Origin of the sequence: Clostridium lundense DSM 17049 (assembly GCF_000619945.1) — a bacterium.
GTDB classification, from domain to species: Bacteria; Bacillota; Clostridia; order Clostridiales; family Clostridiaceae; genus Clostridium_AO; species Clostridium_AO lundense.
Map to the genome: position 1 here is coordinate 1 of NZ_JHVC01000002.1, position 14876 is coordinate 14876.

At 28.4% G+C, this 14876-nt stretch carries 17 protein-coding genes, 1 tRNA gene and 2 rRNA genes; 17 read left to right on the plus strand and 3 right to left on the minus strand.

What is annotated here, in order from left to right; translation table 11 throughout:
- The 4 genes from T514_RS0103775 to T514_RS0103790 all read left to right on the plus strand — a co-directional run.
- Positions 1 to 124 (plus strand): 23S ribosomal RNA (locus tag T514_RS0103775); the annotation flags it as partial.
- Between the two features lie 80 nt (positions 125 to 204).
- A 5S ribosomal RNA gene (gene rrf, locus T514_RS0103780) occupies positions 205 to 321 on the plus strand.
- A 130-nt stretch (positions 322 to 451) separates the two neighbouring features.
- Complete coding sequence (locus T514_RS0103785) at positions 452 to 1192, plus strand: NAD-dependent protein deacylase (RefSeq protein ID WP_027623566.1); 741 nt, start codon at positions 452 to 454, stop codon at positions 1190 to 1192.
- Between the two features lie 85 nt (positions 1193 to 1277).
- Positions 1278 to 1351, plus strand: a tRNA-Cys gene (locus T514_RS0103790).
- Between the two features lie 80 nt (positions 1352 to 1431).
- On the opposite strand, the gene T514_RS0103795 is transcribed toward T514_RS0103790, so the two are convergent.
- On the minus strand, positions 1432 to 2382 hold the full coding sequence (locus tag T514_RS0103795; RefSeq protein WP_027623567.1) for a magnesium transporter CorA family protein: 951 nt from the start codon (positions 2380 to 2382) through the stop codon (positions 1432 to 1434).
- A gap of 317 nt (positions 2383 to 2699) precedes the next feature.
- Here T514_RS0103795 and T514_RS0103800 point away from each other — a divergent pair, with 317 nt between their 5' ends.
- Positions 2700 to 3203, plus strand: a complete 504-nt coding sequence (locus tag T514_RS0103800; protein WP_027623568.1) for a hypothetical protein — start codon at positions 2700 to 2702, stop codon at positions 3201 to 3203.
- Between the two features lie 23 nt (positions 3204 to 3226).
- On the opposite strand, the gene T514_RS0103805 is transcribed toward T514_RS0103800, so the two are convergent.
- On the minus strand, positions 3227 to 4390 hold the full coding sequence (locus T514_RS0103805) for a zinc-binding metallopeptidase family protein (RefSeq protein ID WP_027623569.1): 1164 nt from the start codon (positions 4388 to 4390) through the stop codon (positions 3227 to 3229).
- 151 nt (positions 4391 to 4541) lie between these two features.
- On the opposite strand from T514_RS0103805, the gene T514_RS0103810 reads away from it, so the two are divergent.
- The 11 genes from T514_RS0103810 to T514_RS0103860 all read left to right on the plus strand — a co-directional run bounded on the left by T514_RS0103810 (position 4542) and on the right by T514_RS0103860 (position 12663).
- Complete coding sequence (locus T514_RS0103810) at positions 4542 to 4754, plus strand: sigma factor G inhibitor Gin (RefSeq protein ID WP_027623570.1); 213 nt, start codon at positions 4542 to 4544, stop codon at positions 4752 to 4754.
- Positions 4733 to 6157, plus strand: coding sequence for an aminotransferase class I/II-fold pyridoxal phosphate-dependent enzyme (locus T514_RS0103815; protein ID WP_027623571.1), 1425 nt, complete (start codon positions 4733 to 4735; stop codon positions 6155 to 6157). Before T514_RS0103810 ends, T514_RS0103815 begins: the two co-directional genes overlap by 22 nt.
- 30 nt (positions 6158 to 6187) lie before the next feature.
- Positions 6188 to 6868, plus strand: a complete 681-nt coding sequence (locus T514_RS0103820) for a dTMP kinase (protein ID WP_027623572.1) — start codon at positions 6188 to 6190, stop codon at positions 6866 to 6868.
- 78 nt (positions 6869 to 6946) lie between these two features.
- Positions 6947 to 7276, plus strand: a complete 330-nt coding sequence (locus T514_RS0103825; RefSeq protein ID WP_027623573.1) for a cyclic-di-AMP receptor — start codon at positions 6947 to 6949, stop codon at positions 7274 to 7276.
- A 13-nt stretch (positions 7277 to 7289) separates the two neighbouring features.
- Positions 7290 to 8231 carry a DNA polymerase III subunit delta' gene (locus T514_RS0103830; protein ID WP_027623574.1) on the plus strand — a complete coding sequence of 314 codons (942 nt, stop codon included), beginning with the start codon at positions 7290 to 7292 and terminating at the stop codon, positions 8229 to 8231.
- 7 nt (positions 8232 to 8238) lie between these two features.
- Positions 8239 to 9144: a PSP1 domain-containing protein gene (locus T514_RS0103835; RefSeq protein ID WP_027623575.1), complete on the plus strand. Its 906-nt coding sequence runs from the start codon at positions 8239 to 8241 to the stop codon at positions 9142 to 9144.
- 9 nt (positions 9145 to 9153) lie between these two features.
- On the plus strand, positions 9154 to 9357 hold the full coding sequence (locus tag T514_RS0103840; RefSeq protein WP_027623576.1) for a heavy-metal-associated domain-containing protein: 204 nt from the start codon (positions 9154 to 9156) through the stop codon (positions 9355 to 9357).
- A gap of 82 nt (positions 9358 to 9439) precedes the next feature.
- Positions 9440 to 9610: a DUF362 domain-containing protein gene (locus T514_RS0103845; RefSeq protein ID WP_027623577.1), complete on the plus strand. Its 171-nt coding sequence runs from the start codon at positions 9440 to 9442 to the stop codon at positions 9608 to 9610.
- Positions 9611 to 9799: 189 nt separating this feature from the next.
- The gene (locus T514_RS0103850; RefSeq protein WP_034868140.1) at positions 9800 to 10561 is read left to right on the plus strand and encodes a tRNA1(Val) (adenine(37)-N6)-methyltransferase; all 762 of its coding nucleotides are present in this window, start codon (positions 9800 to 9802) and stop codon (positions 10559 to 10561) included.
- Positions 10554 to 11399 (plus strand): 16S rRNA (cytidine(1402)-2'-O)-methyltransferase, encoded by an 846-nt coding sequence (rsmI, locus tag T514_RS0103855; protein ID WP_027623579.1) that lies wholly within the window; start codon positions 10554 to 10556, stop codon positions 11397 to 11399. The genes T514_RS0103850 and rsmI overlap by 8 nt, the downstream gene beginning before the upstream one ends.
- Positions 11400 to 11568: 169 nt before the next feature.
- Complete coding sequence (locus T514_RS0103860; RefSeq protein WP_027623580.1) at positions 11569 to 12663, plus strand: C40 family peptidase; 1095 nt, start codon at positions 11569 to 11571, stop codon at positions 12661 to 12663.
- Between the two features lie 394 nt (positions 12664 to 13057).
- Here the strand turns inward: T514_RS0103860 and T514_RS0103865 are convergent, their stop codons facing one another.
- Positions 13058 to 13300 (minus strand): AbrB/MazE/SpoVT family DNA-binding domain-containing protein, encoded by a 243-nt coding sequence (locus T514_RS0103865; protein ID WP_027623581.1) that lies wholly within the window; start codon positions 13298 to 13300, stop codon positions 13058 to 13060.
- 659 nt (positions 13301 to 13959) lie between these two features.
- Here T514_RS0103865 and fsa point away from each other — a divergent pair.
- Positions 13960 to 14601, plus strand: coding sequence for a fructose-6-phosphate aldolase (gene fsa / locus T514_RS0103870; RefSeq protein WP_027623582.1), 642 nt, complete (start codon positions 13960 to 13962; stop codon positions 14599 to 14601).
- Positions 14602 to 14876: the final 275 nt, after the last annotated feature.

The following is a 14876-nucleotide window of genomic DNA, read 5'->3' on the forward strand; positions in this document are numbered from 1 at the left end:
AGATTAGATTTCCCATAGCGTAAGCTAGTAAGACCCCTTGAAGAACACAAGGTTGATAGGCTAGAGGTGTAAGTGTAGCAATACATTCAGCTGACTAGTACTAATAGGTCGAGGGCTTGATCTTAAAATTACTTTGTGCAATTTTGAAAGAATATTTCTTTCAAACTGATTTAAAACGAAATCGAAGATTTCTGTAAATCAGCATCTGGTGATTATGGCTCAAAGGTAACACCCGTTCCCATACCGAACACGAAGGTTAAGCTTTGAAGCGCTGATGGTACTGCAAGGGAGGCCTTGTGGGAGAGTAAGTCGTCGCCGGGTCAAAAAAACACACCAAGTAATTAGCTTGGTGTGTTTTTTTATATATTTAATTAGATATATAAAAACTAGATAAAATTAGGTTAAAAGGTATATAATAATTATAATAATAATTAATTAGGGAGTCGATAATATGGATAGCATAAAAAAACTTGAAGAAATTATAAAAGATAGTTCTAATGTAGTGTTTTTCGGAGGAGCAGGAGTTTCTACTGAGAGCAACATACCAGATTTCAGATCAGCAGCAGGATTATATAACTCAAAAAATAATTTCGCTTATCCACCAGAAGTTATGCTAAGTCATAGTTTTTTTTGTGATTATACTGAAGACTTTTTTAAATTTTATAAATCAAAAATGATATATAAAAATGCAAAGCCTAATGCAGCACATTATGCTCTTGCAAAGTTAGAGAATATAGGAAAATTAAAGTCAGTTATAACCCAAAATATAGATGGACTTCATCAAGAAGCTGGATCTAAAGAAGTGATTGAGCTCCATGGAAATATACATAGAAATTATTGTACCAATTGCAATGCATTCTTTAATTTAGATTATGTACTAAATAGTAAAGATGTTATTCCTAAATGTGATCATTGTGGAGGAATAGTAAAACCGGATGTAGTTTTATATGAAGAGGAATTAGATATGGAAGCAATAAATAAGGCGATTTATTATGTTGAAAATGCTGATGTATTAATAATAGGAGGTACATCTTTAGCAGTATATCCAGCAGCAAACCTAGTTCATTATTATAAGGGAAATAAATTGATTCTTATAAACAAGTCCTCAACACCGTATGACAATAGAGCTTCTCTAGTTATTAATAACAAAATAGGAGAAGTTTTGGGAAAAGTAGTAGATAAATTAGAGTAAATTAATGATGATATCATTTAAAAGTTGTTGACAAAATAATTTTTAAATGATATCATATTAAAGTGTCAGGGATATAATAGAATATGGCGCTATAGCCAAGTGGTAAGGCAAAGGTCTGCAACACCTCTATCCCCGGTTCAAATCCGGGTGGCGCCTCCAGTTAAAAAAGGATTCAACACCATTGTTGAATCCTTTTAGTTTTTATTTAATAATTAAAACATATCTTTTTTATTTAATAATTAAAACATATCTTTTTTATTTAAGAAAATAACTACAACTGTAGCAATGGTAATTACAATACCAAATATTATCCAAAATCCATAAGGGGAGTTTGCAAAAGGAATTGCATTTACATTCATACCAAACATTCCTGAAATCATATTAGGTATAGACATTACTATAGTAACAGATGCTAAAAGTTTCATAACTATATTTAAATTATTAGAAATTACAGAAGCAAATGCATCCATTGTACCACTTAATATGTTACTGTAGATATTAGCCATTTCTATTGCCTGTTTATTCTCTATTATTACATCTTCTAAGATATCTTGATCTTCCGGATATTTTTGCATAATATCAAGTTTAAGCATTTTTTCAAGAGTTATTTCATTTGATTTAAGTGACGTTGAAAAATAAACAAGTGATTTTTCCAAGGATAAAAGTTGAATTAATTCTTTATTTCTCATAGATTTATGAAGTCTTTTTTCAATCATTAAGCTTTTTTTATCTATTTGTCTTAAATATATCAAATAATAACTAGCTACTCTATAAAGTATCTGAAGAATAAATCTAGAACGTTTAAAAGTAAAGAAAGATCTGACCTTTCCATCAATGAAATCTAAAACAACTTTACTATTTTTTAAACATATGGTAATTAGCACGCTTTCAGTATGTATAATGCCAAGAGGATAAGTATCGTAGGTTAATGAGTTATCCTCCATTTCTGTAAAAGGAATATCTAATAGAACTAATGCATTATTATTTTCATCAATATCTATACGAGAAGTTTCTTCATCATCTAGAGGGGCTCTTAAAAATTCTAAAGGAACATTAACTTTCTTGGATATAAATAATAGTTCTTGGTCAGATGGAGCTACTATATTAATCCAGCAACCAGGTTCTATATTATCTATTTGTTGTAATATTGTGGAATTATTTTCTTCTAATGTTTTATATATTGTAATCATAATAAACCTCCTAGACCAATAGTAATACTTATATTATATCTTATATATTTATAATGTCTATAACATAGAATTAAACTGAAACAAAAAATTCAATAAGCTTATATTAAATGAATAATAAATTTCAGTTTTATTATGAAAAGATATGAAAAATGAAGAGATACAGAGGTAATATAAACATGTTGATGAAGAATAATAAAAACTTGTGTGTAGTAAGGATTAAAGAACTATTACAAGCTATAATCGATGTGGATTAATATTAAAAAGCCTAGTATAATCTCTATGTTATAATAAATAGGGTGGTTTTTGGAGGGGTTTATATGGGTAATATGTATAAAGAGACAATATCAAGAAGGAAGTTGCCTTCGATAGTAAAATTATTTACTATACTAGTTGTGGCTTTGTTTTTGGCGGAAGTTATCAAAGATACGACTATCAATGGACAAGATATTGGAAGGATAGCAATAGTGTTCTGTGTAACTTTAGTTGTAGGAACCTTAGTTTTTGAAATATTCCGTTGTAGGGTAAAATATACCTATTCTATAATTGCAGATCAATTTATTATTCATAGGATAAAAGGATCAGAGGATAAGGTAGTTGAGAATATAAAGTTAAGAAATATCCAATATATAGGCAGAAATGATATGCCTAAATTAAATGAAAGTATTAAGAGTTCTAAAAAGTATGTATGTTCAATACTTAATTTAAATCCTTATTATTGCATTTATAAAGATGGAGATAAATTAAAGAGATTTTACTTTGAACCAAGTACTAGATTGATTGAAAGAATAAAAATAAATAGAGAAAAAAGATTAGCTAGTTAAAAACTAAGCTAATCTTTTTTTATTTAAATGCTTTTTAACTGTAAATGAAACTCACTTTTTATTTCTTGTAAAAGAGATTCCTTTTCTATTATATCTAAGGCTGTTAAAGATAGAGCTTGAGCGGTTTTTATAACTTTATCATGAGCAAATGGTGAGAGTGTTGCCATTCCAAATTCTTTTGAAGAGTATTTTATACGATCATCATCTATAACAGAGATATAAGGGTGTATACATGGAACTAGATGGCTCACTGTACCTAAACTAAGAGCAGATAAAGTGTTTTTAGCAGGGCCTATTTCTATAATTCCACTTTCTTTAAGGTTATGAGAAAATATTCTTGATAAAGTAGTATTGGTTATTAGTTCTTCGTAAGGAAGTTCATATATGCTAGATTCAGAATGTATATCCATTAAGTCACCTATAGTTTTCACTAAATCCCTAAGTTTTTTTTCAAGTTCAGTTACATGCCACATTTTTGGGCCTCTTAAATAAAATTTACTCTCGCATTCTGAAGGTAATAAAGAAGGAGAAGTTCCCCCTTTTGTTATAATACCATCAATAGTCATTTCGTGCTGAATTCCTTTTGATAGTGCATTTATAACATTAAAAGTTAGGAGACAGGCATCTAGTGAAGAATAAGAGCCTACTGTTCTAGATTTTAATCCTAATTCACCTCTATACATTATTTTTAGTGGAAGTAAAGCCATAGAGGTACCACTCTCAGCAGTTGCAATATCAGGATGAGCCATTAAAACTACATCGATGTCATTAAATACGCCTTGTTTTGCCATAGTTACTTTTGAACTACCTATAAATTCTCCAGGACAGCCTATAACTATAATAGAACCATGCAATTTATCTATAACACTAGATAGAGAAAGGGCTGCCCCAATAGAAATAGAAGAAATTAAGTTGTGACCAGTTATATGGCCTTCATTTTCTATAGCATCATACTCACAGATAAAACATATTTTTGGATGGCCATCACCATATTGAGCATAAAATGCAGTGGGGATATTTATAAAGTTTTCTTTTACATTAAAGTTATATTTTTTTAATATATTTATTAGGTAACTACAACTTTTATATTCATGAAAACTAACCTCAGGATTATCATATATATATTTAGAGAGGTTAAATATCTCTTTGTCTATACTATGTAAAAAACTAACTATGTTTTGTTTCATAATATCAACTCCATAATTAAAAGATGTTATTAGTATAACCAAAATTTATTTAATATATTTATGTGGACAAAATAAATATGGACACTATCCTGAATAAAATATAGTATAAGAGGCAAAAATTTAGATACTAGCAATTTCAAGGAGGATTTTTATGAGAAAACAATGCTGTATTATATGTGGAAAGCCTCTAAATGGTGGTATAATTATTAATGGAAAAGGGATATGCAGAAGTTGTGAGAAAAAAATAATAAATGTTAGAATGGATACAGATTTTTATATGTATTATAAGAATTGCATAAAAAAATCTATAATATACCCTATGATAAGAGGAGAGGATAGTAAGTGTCAAAATTACCACTTGTAGAAGGGGTTTTAAAATATGTGAGGGAAGACAATATTTCATTCTCTATGCCAGGTCACAAAAATGGAAGAGGATTTTTCACTACTTTAAAAGGAAAAGAGTTAATGGACAATTTCATAAATTGTGATATCACCGAAGTTGACGGTGTAGATAATCTTCATAAGGCTGAAGGCATAATTAAGGAGTCAAGTGAACTTCTTTCAAAATTCTATGGTAGTGAAAAATCATATTTTTTAGTTAATGGAAGTACCAGTGGGAATTTAATTATGATTTTTTCTTCATTTAATGAAGGCGAAAAGATAATTGTAGATAGAAATTGCCATAAGTCTGTATTTAATGGAATTATAATGAGAAAGTTAAAACCAGTATATATAAAAAACATAATAGATACTGAATATAATGCTCCATTTTCTATTGATATGGAGCATTTTTTTAAAGTTATACAAGAAAATAAAGATGCTAAGGGAATTATATTAACTTATCCTAATTATTATGGTGTTTGCTTTGACATAGAAAAGGTAATTAAAGAGGCACAGAAAAATAATATGAAGGTTTTAATTGACTCTGCTCATGGTGCACACTTTGGGGCTAATGATAACTTACCTAAGAGTGCAGTAAAGGCAAAGGCTGATATGGTAGTAGTAAGTGCGCATAAAACACTAGCTAGTGTCACTCAAACTGCATTTTTACATGTAAATAATAAAGAGGATATAGATAAGGTGAATTTTTATTTTAGTGTTTTTTCTAGTACTAGCCCTTCATATTTATTTATGTGTACAATGGATTATGCAAGGTATTATCTAGAAAGTTATGGAGAGAAGGATTATGATAATTTAATCTATTTAGCAGATAAATATAGAAAACGAATAGAAAAAATAGATCATATTAACATAATAAGTAGAGAATACGTTAGAAAAAATTATGATTATGATTTAGATCCAACAAGATATATTTTAAACTTAGATAAGGGGTATAATGGAAATTTGTTATTGGATTACTTAAGGGAAAAAAGCATACAATGCGAAATGAGTGATACCTTTAATTTAGTATTAATATTTTCTCTATTTAATACTGAAGAAGAATTTCAATATCTTTATAACACTTTAAAGGAATGTGATATATTTAAATTTAAGGCTAATAGTATAGAATTAGTAAATAATTATCATATACCTAAAGAACAAATATTACCTTATGAAGCTATGGAAAAGAGGAAAAGAAGAGTTAGGATAAGTGAAGCCGTAGGTTGCATATGTGGCGAGAATGTTATACCTTATCCTCCAGGTATACCAATAATTATGATGGGCGAAATGATAGATAAAGATATCATAAATATGTTAGAATATTATATAGAAAATCATATTAATATATTAGGAATAGATGAAAATAAAATAACAATATTAGAATAATAGAATGAAGGTTGGTATAAAATGAAGGAGATAAAAAAAGGAAAGTTAATAGTATTAGAAGCTTGTGATGGTAGCGGAAAGGCAACACAAACTAAAAAACTTTATGAAAGACTTATTCTTGAAGGATATGATGTACTAAAGGTTGAGTATCCTGATTATGAAAGTGATTCTTCAGCTTTAATAAAGATGTATCTAAATGGGGAGTTTGGAGACAAGCCAGAAGATGTAAATGCATATACAGCATCTACTTTTTATGCTGTAGATAGATATGCTTCTTTTAAAAAACATTGGAAAAGCTTTTATGATAGGGGAGGTATTATATTAGCTGATAGATACACTACATCAAATATGGTTCATCAAGCGGCTAAAATAGATAACGTAGAGGAAAAAAATAAATTTTTAAATTGGCTATGGGATTTAGAATTTAATTTGATGGAATTACCTGTACCAGATATAGTAATATTTTTAAATATGCCACCTGAATATAGTAAAGAACTTATATTTAATAGAAAAAATAAGTTTACTGGTGAAGATGAAAAGGATATACATGAAAAAAATGAAGAATATCTAGTGCATTCTTATAAAAATGCTTGTGATATTGCTGAGAAGTATAATTGGGAGCAAATAAATTGTATCTCTAAGGGTAATATAAAAACTATTGATGATATACATGAAGAAGTATATGAAGCTATAATTAAAAAACTACAATAAATATGTTAGAATTTTTATAAAATATGGTAGAATATAGTTATAGATTGATTCATAATCAGTTAATAGGGAGGGAATTTTATGAAGCTTATTATTGCAGTTGTTCAAGATGATGACGCTAGTGATTTAATAGATTTATTAACAGATGCAGGTTTTAGAGTAACTAAGCTTGCTACTACGGGTGGATTTTTAAAGTCAGGCAATACAACACTTATGATAGGTGTTGAAGAAGAAAAAGTAGATAAAGTAATAGGTACTATTGAGGAAATCTGTAAGACAAGAAAACAGGTTGTAACAGCACCATCACCTATAGCAGGATCAACTGGAATATATGTTCCATATCCTGTTGAAGTTGAGGTAGGGGGAGCTACTGTATTTGTATTAGATGTAGATAAATTTGTAAAAATATAATGGAGGAATAGCATTGAGCTTTCAGGATATAATAGGGCATAGTGATATTAAAAATGAAATTATTAATTCTATTAAGCATGAAAGGTTTGCCCATGCACATATAATTTCAGGAGAAGATGGTATAGGAAAAAGTCTAATAGCAAAAGAAGCGGCTTTTAAACTTTTAAATAAGAAATCTGGTAGGGAATATGCTGATATAATAGAGTTTAGGTTATTGAAGAATAAGAAGTCTATAGGAGTTGAGGAATTAAAATCAATTATTAGAGAAATAAACACTAAGCCCTACGAAGGAGATAAAAAGGTAATAATTATCCATAATGCGGATTCTATGACAGTAGAAGCGCAAAATGCATTTTTAAAAACTGTAGAAGAGCCTCCTAAAGGAATCTTTATATTATTATTATGTGAAAAGGTAGAAAATTTACTAGATACAATAAAATCTAGATGCCAAATATATAAGCTTCACCATTTATATAAAGAAGATATGGAGGAGTTTTTGTTAAAAAAGTATTCTTATTTGGATAAAAAAGAACTGAATTCTATATGTGTGATTAGTGATTGTATCCCAGGACGAGCAGAAAGGTTTATGGAAGATTCTGAATTAAAGGATATACGAAATCTAACGTTAGATATATTGGTAAATATTACAGATGAAGATGTAGATATATTTAATTATGAAGAGATGTTATTAAAATATAGATCTAATTGGGAAGAAACCTTAACTTGGTTTCTTTCATACATAAGAGATGCTTTAATATATAAGGAAACGGGAAATAATAATATTATAGTTAATATAGATAAAATGGATGGTATAAAGGGGATTTCAGAAATATTTTCATTTACTCAATTAAATGATATTATAGACATAATAAAAGATACAAGACTTAAATTAGAAAGTAATGTGAATGCAGCACTAGTTTTTGACTCAATGTTGCTTAAAATGCAGGAGGTATAAATATAATATGGTAAAAGTAGTAGGTGTACGTTTTAAAAAAGCCGGAAAGATATATTATTTTGCCCCAGGAGATTTAAATATAAATAAAGGTGATAGCGTTATAGTTGAAACTGCTAGAGGTGTGGAATTTGGAGAATGTGTTATTGGAATAAAAGAAATAGGTGAAGATGAGATAGTATCACCGTTAAAAAGTGTTATAAGGAGAGCTACAGAAGAAGATATACAGAAGCATTTAGAAAATAAAAATAAACAAGAAGAGGCTTTTGCTATTTGTTTAGAGAAAATTCAGCAACATAATTTACAAATGAAGCTTATAGATGTAGAGTATACATTTGATAATAATAAAGTTATTTTTTATTTCACTGCTGATGGAAGAGTGGATTTTAGAGAATTAGTTAAGGACTTGGCAGCTATATTTAGAACCAGAATAGAATTAAGGCAAATTGGAGTAAGAGATGAGGCAAAGATGATAGGTGGACTTGGTCCTTGTGGAAGAGCAATGTGTTGTTCAACTTATTTAGGTGATTTTGCTCCAGTATCAATAAAGATGGCTAAGGAACAAAACTTATCCTTAAATCCAACAAAAATATCAGGAATTTGTGGTAGACTTATGTGTTGCTTAAATTTTGAGCAGGAAACCTATGAAGAAATCAGAAAAAGGCTTCCTAAAGTTGGATCTATAATTAGAACGGAGTATGGAGATGGAGAAGTAATTTCTAATAGTGCAGTAAAAGAATGTGTAAAAGCTAAAATAAAAGTTTTAAATGGAGAGGAGATTATAAAGGAAGTTCCAATAGAAGAATTAAGCTTAGTCTCTGGATCCTATGAGGGAATAGTGAACGAAGATGACATAAAGATAGAAATAGATGAAGAAGATGAAGCTATAATTAAGGAACTATTCAAAGAAAACTAGGAGGAAGCTATGAAGTCGGTTTTGAAAGTGTGTAATATGAAAACTATGGTTGATGTAAGTAATATTAGAAAAGCTATTTCAAAAAATGAAGGGGTAATAGCTTGCCACATAAGCCCAGAAAAAGGAGAAGTTAATGTAGTCTATGATAACTATTCTATAAGCTTAGATGATTTGACAGAATGTATAGAAGATTTAGGATATACTATTTTGTAAAAATGACTTTAAAAATTTTTATAAACGTGGTAGAATATAAATCGGATATACTTGTCCAAAACTTTAAGGAGGTGTACATATTATGGCATACAAAATAGCAGATACTTGTATAAGCTGTGGAGCATGTGCTTCAGAATGTCCAGTTAACGCTATAAGCCAGGGAGACACTCAGTTCGTTGTAGATGCAGGAGCTTGTATCGATTGCGGAAACTGTGCTAATGTTTGCCCAGTAGGAGCAGCTGTTCAGGAATAATAATAGTAAGAAAGACCACTGTTAAGGTGGTCTTTTTTATAAATTAATACATTATAAAGAATTATGAAACAAATAATAGTTAAGAATTATTTGTTTCTTTTTTATTATATAGATTGTAATATATTTGACATCCTAAGGTAATTAGCCAATAATATTAATTAAAGTTGAATTAGAAAGGGAATATTATATATGTTAAAAGCCAAATTAGTTAAAGAAGATGAAACTTTAGATGATTTACAGCTAAAAGAAATCTTTGTAATACAAAAGGTACATGGGTTTAGATTTGGAATGGATGCTGTTCTATTAGCCAATTTTGCGAAATTTAAGAAGAAAGATCTTGTTGTAGATTTATGTAGCGGTACTGGTATAATACCATTTATAATAACAGGTAAAAATGAAATTAGTCATATAACTGGAGTAGAAATACAAGAGGATATGGTAGAAATGGCTAATAGAAGTGTTTTATATAATGAACTTGAAGATAAAATGCAATTTGTACATGGAGATTTAAAGGATGAAAAGCTATTAAAGACAATAGGAAAAGTTGATGTAGTAACTGTGAATCCTCCCTATAAGTTGCAAAACTCAGGTATAATAAATGAAAATAATAAGGATGCCATAGCTAGACATGAGATTTGTTGTACTTTAGAGGACGTAATAAAAGCTTCAAATATTCTTTTAAAAGACAAGGGAAAGTTATATATGGTACACAGACCTGAAAGAATAGCAGATATATTATGTATAATGAGAAAATATAAAATAGAACCTAAATTAATAAGAATAGTTCAACCAAATGTAAAGAAGGCTCCTAACTTAATATTAATTGAAGGGCAAAAGAATGCAGGCAAGTTCTTGAAATGGGATAATACTTTATATGTATACTCTGAAAATGGAGAGTATACAGAAGAAATAAATATGATTTACGGTAAAATGGAGGATAGTCATGACTAGAGGAAAACTTTTTGTTGTGCCAACACCTATAGGAAATTTAAAAGACATAACTTTAAGAGCATTAGAAATTTTAAATTCTGTAGATATAATAGCAGCTGAAGATACAAGACAGACATTAAAACTTACAAATCATTATAATATAAAGAAAACATTAATAAGTTATCATCAGCATAATGAACAGGGGAAAAGTGATAATTTAATAGAAATACTTAAAGAAGGAAAAAGTATAGCATTAGTAAGTGATGCTGGTACTCCTGGTATATCTGATCCGGGTAGTGTTATTATATCAAAATGTATAGAAGAAGATATAGACTTTGAAGTGCTTCCAGGGGCTACAGCTGCTATTACTGCACTTGTATATTCAGGTATGGATACTACTAAATTTTTATTTAGAGGTTTTATTCCAAGGGATAATAAAGATAGAAAAGTAGTTATGGAGGAAGTAAAAGATAGAAAGGAAACTTTAATTTTTTATGAAGCGCCTCATAGATTGATAAATACTTTAGAATTTTTAAAGGAAAATTTAGGGCAACGTAGAATAGCTATATGTAGAGAATTAACGAAACTTCATGAGGAAATCATGAGGTTTACAATTGACGAAGCTATAAAGCATTATAAAGTAAACAATCCAAGAGGAGAATATGTACTTATTGTAGAAGGAAAAAGTGAAGAAGCTATAGAACAAGAAGAAATTTCAAAATGGGAAGGTCTTACTATAGAGCAACATATATTAAAATATATGAATGAAGGATTTAGTAAAAAGGATGCCATAAAAAAAACAGCTAAGGATAGAAAGCTATCTAAGTCAGAAGTATATAAGTATTCCTTAAATATTTAATATAAATATAGTAATATATTAAATATTTAATTTGATAATATAATAAATACACATTTTTACATTGAGATTTTTAATAAATAGATGGTATAATAAAATGGTAATAAAAATACATATTCCAAAGAAAAAATACAAAATTCACATAAGATTTAATTTTTCGGGGGGTGTTGGTGTGAATAAAAGATTAGTGTCTATTATTACCGCATTAACGATAGTAGCAACATTTAATGTTTCAGTATTAGCAGAACCACTATCTGAAAAGATAAAAATTCAACAACAGAAAATTCAAGAAAACACTAAATCATTAAAGGATGCTCAAAAGAAAAGAGAAGATTTAGAAGTAACTGTGGAAAAAATGGACAATCAAATCGAAGGGCTTATGAAAAATATAAATGACACAAAAAAGAATATTAAGAAAACTCAAAATGATATAAAGGTTGTAGAAAAGGATATTGAAAAAGCTGAAAATAATATAAAAACTGAACAAGATTTATTTAACAAAAGAGTTAGAGCCATGTATGTAAGTGGTGCAGGAAGTTATTTGGATATAATACTTGAGGCTAAGGGATTAAGTGATTTAATATCTAAGGTAGAAGCCGTTAAAAAGGTTATAGAATTTGATAACAAAATAATTGCAGATCTTAACGGTAAAAAACAAGATATAGAAAAGAAAAAAGAAATTTTAAATAATCAAAATAATAAGTTATTGGCTCTTAAGGCAGATAATGAAAAAAAATTAGCAGAGATGAATAATAAAAGAAAAGAGCAGTATAATTTAGTAGCGGAGCTAGAACGTCAAGAGAAAATGTATGCTTCAAAAATTAATGAGTCACAATCATACATAAATTCTGCTATGGCACAGATTAATAGCATTAGAAAGTCAGCACCTAAGTATACTCCTTCTAGAGGATCAGCATCTATATCTTCGAATTCTATAGTTGCATATGCATCAAACTTCTTAGGTACACCTTATGAGTGGGGTGGAAATGGACCAAGTACTTTTGATTGTTCTGGTTATGTAAAATATGTGTACGAGCATTTTGGTGTAAGCTTACCAAGAGTAGCGGAAGATCAACAGAATGTAGGTTCATCAGTATCAAGAGATGAATTACAACCAGGAGATTTAGTGTTCTTTGGATATCCTGCACATCATGTGGGAATATACGTAGGAGATAACTGTTATATGCATGCACCAAAAACGGGAGACGTAATTAAAATATCACCTTTGACTAGAAGTGATTATAGTGGTGCAAGAAGAGTAAGATAAGTTTAATATAATTTGGAGAGAATATTTATTCTCTCCAATACACAATGATTTAATTATAAATTTTAGTTTTAAATGTTGATAAGATTTATTAAAATCCTTAAAGTTCATTTTATTAATATATTCATGTCTATATTTATCATATCTATAATAAGATAATTTTATATTTCTCACTTCATTTATATTGGTCATAAGCAATTTATGCATTTTTATAAAAATTTATAATTAGATATGCTTGTTTTATTGTATAAATATATTTTCCAACTTTTTCATAAAGAGTTGGATTTTTTTTGTTGGTTCTTATTTTTTTAAAGTAGTAATCCAAAATTAAGGGAATATAAAAACCCACATGAAACATGTGGGAATAGAGGATTAATATCCTATAAATAAAATTATATTATTCACCTTTTAATTCATTTAAACAATTCTTGCAGATATTTTTACCTTTATAATTAATAACATCTCTTGCATCTCCGCAGAATATACAAGCAGGTTCATATTTCTTTAATATGATTTGTTCACCGTCAACATAAATTTCTAAAGCATCTTTTTCAGCAATATCCAAAGTTCTTCTCAATTCTATTGGAATAACAATTCTTCCAAGTTCATCCACTCTTCTTACAACTCCAGTTGATTTCATTATATAGTTCCTCCTTAATAACAGATAATTTAAATACATAATTCGACATATTTTCTTGTAAATAGTAACATAGTAACCATTAAAAGTCAATATATAAATTATGAATTATTTTATAATATTACAAATTTCTTATTTAATTTCATCTAATGTTACTATACTACCAATTTATTCAAATGTCAATATATTTTTGAAGTGAAAATACATTTTTTTACTAATAGCTTAAGTGCTTATAGTTCAAAGGATAAAGAGACATTTGATAATATATAACATTGTATTAGTTGCTATATAAATAAATAGTTAACATTGACTGTTAATTTAAAAAATAGTAACTTAATGGTATTTATGTAGTTGATGTCGAATTATCAAATATATTTTTATAATAAATATGAAAAGCATGTTAATATTAATTGAATATAAGATAAAACATAACAATTTGACTTACATATATAGTAATATGGATCAGTATATGTATATATGTTTGCATATAGCTATATAGTTGACTAAATTAATGTAAAAAACAAGTAATTTTTTATAATGACTTTTATCTTAACTAGTTACCAACATAAAGAGTTAAGAATAGGGAATTAAATTTATAAAATATAAAATTTGTTAAATATGATATAATAATTATATAAAAATTCCGAGAGGAGAGATTGTAAATGAAAATATTTATTGATACTGCTAACGTAGAAGAGATTAAAAAAGTAGCAGAATGGGGGATACTAGATGGAGTAACTACTAATCCTTCATTAATTGCAAAGGAAGGAAGAGATCTAAAAGATGTAATCGAAGAAATATGTTCAATTGTTGATGGACCTATCAGTGCAGAAGTTATAAGCTTAAAGTCTGAAGAAATGGTAAAGGAGGCAATGGAACTTTCTAAAATACATAAAAATATAGTAATAAAAATACCTATGTGTGAAGAAGGACTTAAGGCTGTAAGTAAGTTAAGTAAGCAAGGTATAAAAACAAATGTTACATTAATATTCTCAGCACAACAGGCACTACTTGCTGCAAAAGCAGGAGCATCTTTTGTAAGTCCTTTTGTAGGTAGATTAGATGATATAGGAAATGGTGGATTTTCAGTAGTTAGTGATATAGCTGAAATATTTGATATATATGGAATAACCACTGAAATTATAGCTGCTAGCATAAGAACACCTATGCATGTATTAGAATGTGCAAAAATAGGAGCAGATATAGCTACAATACCATATAAGGTATTAACTCAAATGTTAAAACATCCTTTAACAGATAATGGTATAGAAAAATTCTTAGAAGACTACAAAAAGATGCAGTAATCTAGGCAATTGTATTTAATTTATAAATAAAATATTTGAAATAAATGTAAATGCCTTATTTGCGATAAAAAGAAAATAAATAAAAAAATGAAAGAAATACAATGCATATTGTCTAAGTATTCCACAGCTGAATGGACAAGTTATCAACAGGGTAAATGTTAGTAATGTTGATAAGTATATGTATGTCAATGAAATCAAAGATCAATATCCATGATGTTATCCACAAATTATGTGGATAATGTCATGGATATTGTTGATAAGTTTGGACAAGGGTG

Coding starts and splice junctions, on each gene's coding strand:
- T514_RS0103795 (WP_027623567.1), bottom strand. CDS start 2,382: ATGATTACAATATATAAAACATTAGAAGAAAATAATTCCACAATATTA.
- T514_RS0103850 (WP_034868140.1), top strand. CDS start 9,800: ATGTTAAAAGCCAAATTAGTTAAAGAAGATGAAACTTTAGATGATTTA.
- T514_RS0103810 (WP_027623570.1), top strand. CDS start 4,542: ATGAGAAAACAATGCTGTATTATATGTGGAAAGCCTCTAAATGGTGGT.
- T514_RS0103805 (WP_027623569.1), bottom strand. CDS start 4,390: ATGAAACAAAACATAGTTAGTTTTTTACATAGTATAGACAAAGAGATA.
- T514_RS0103785 (WP_027623566.1), top strand. CDS start 452: ATGGATAGCATAAAAAAACTTGAAGAAATTATAAAAGATAGTTCTAAT.
- T514_RS0103845 (WP_027623577.1), top strand. CDS start 9,440: ATGGCATACAAAATAGCAGATACTTGTATAAGCTGTGGAGCATGTGCT.
- rsmI (WP_027623579.1), top strand. CDS start 10,554: ATGACTAGAGGAAAACTTTTTGTTGTGCCAACACCTATAGGAAATTTA.
- T514_RS0103825 (WP_027623573.1), top strand. CDS start 6,947: ATGAAGCTTATTATTGCAGTTGTTCAAGATGATGACGCTAGTGATTTA.
- T514_RS0103835 (WP_027623575.1), top strand. CDS start 8,239: ATGGTAAAAGTAGTAGGTGTACGTTTTAAAAAAGCCGGAAAGATATAT.
- fsa (WP_027623582.1), top strand. CDS start 13,960: ATGAAAATATTTATTGATACTGCTAACGTAGAAGAGATTAAAAAAGTA.
- T514_RS0103800 (WP_027623568.1), top strand. CDS start 2,700: ATGGGTAATATGTATAAAGAGACAATATCAAGAAGGAAGTTGCCTTCG.
- T514_RS0103840 (WP_027623576.1), top strand. CDS start 9,154: ATGAAGTCGGTTTTGAAAGTGTGTAATATGAAAACTATGGTTGATGTA.
- T514_RS0103865 (WP_027623581.1), bottom strand. CDS start 13,300: ATGAAATCAACTGGAGTTGTAAGAAGAGTGGATGAACTTGGAAGAATT.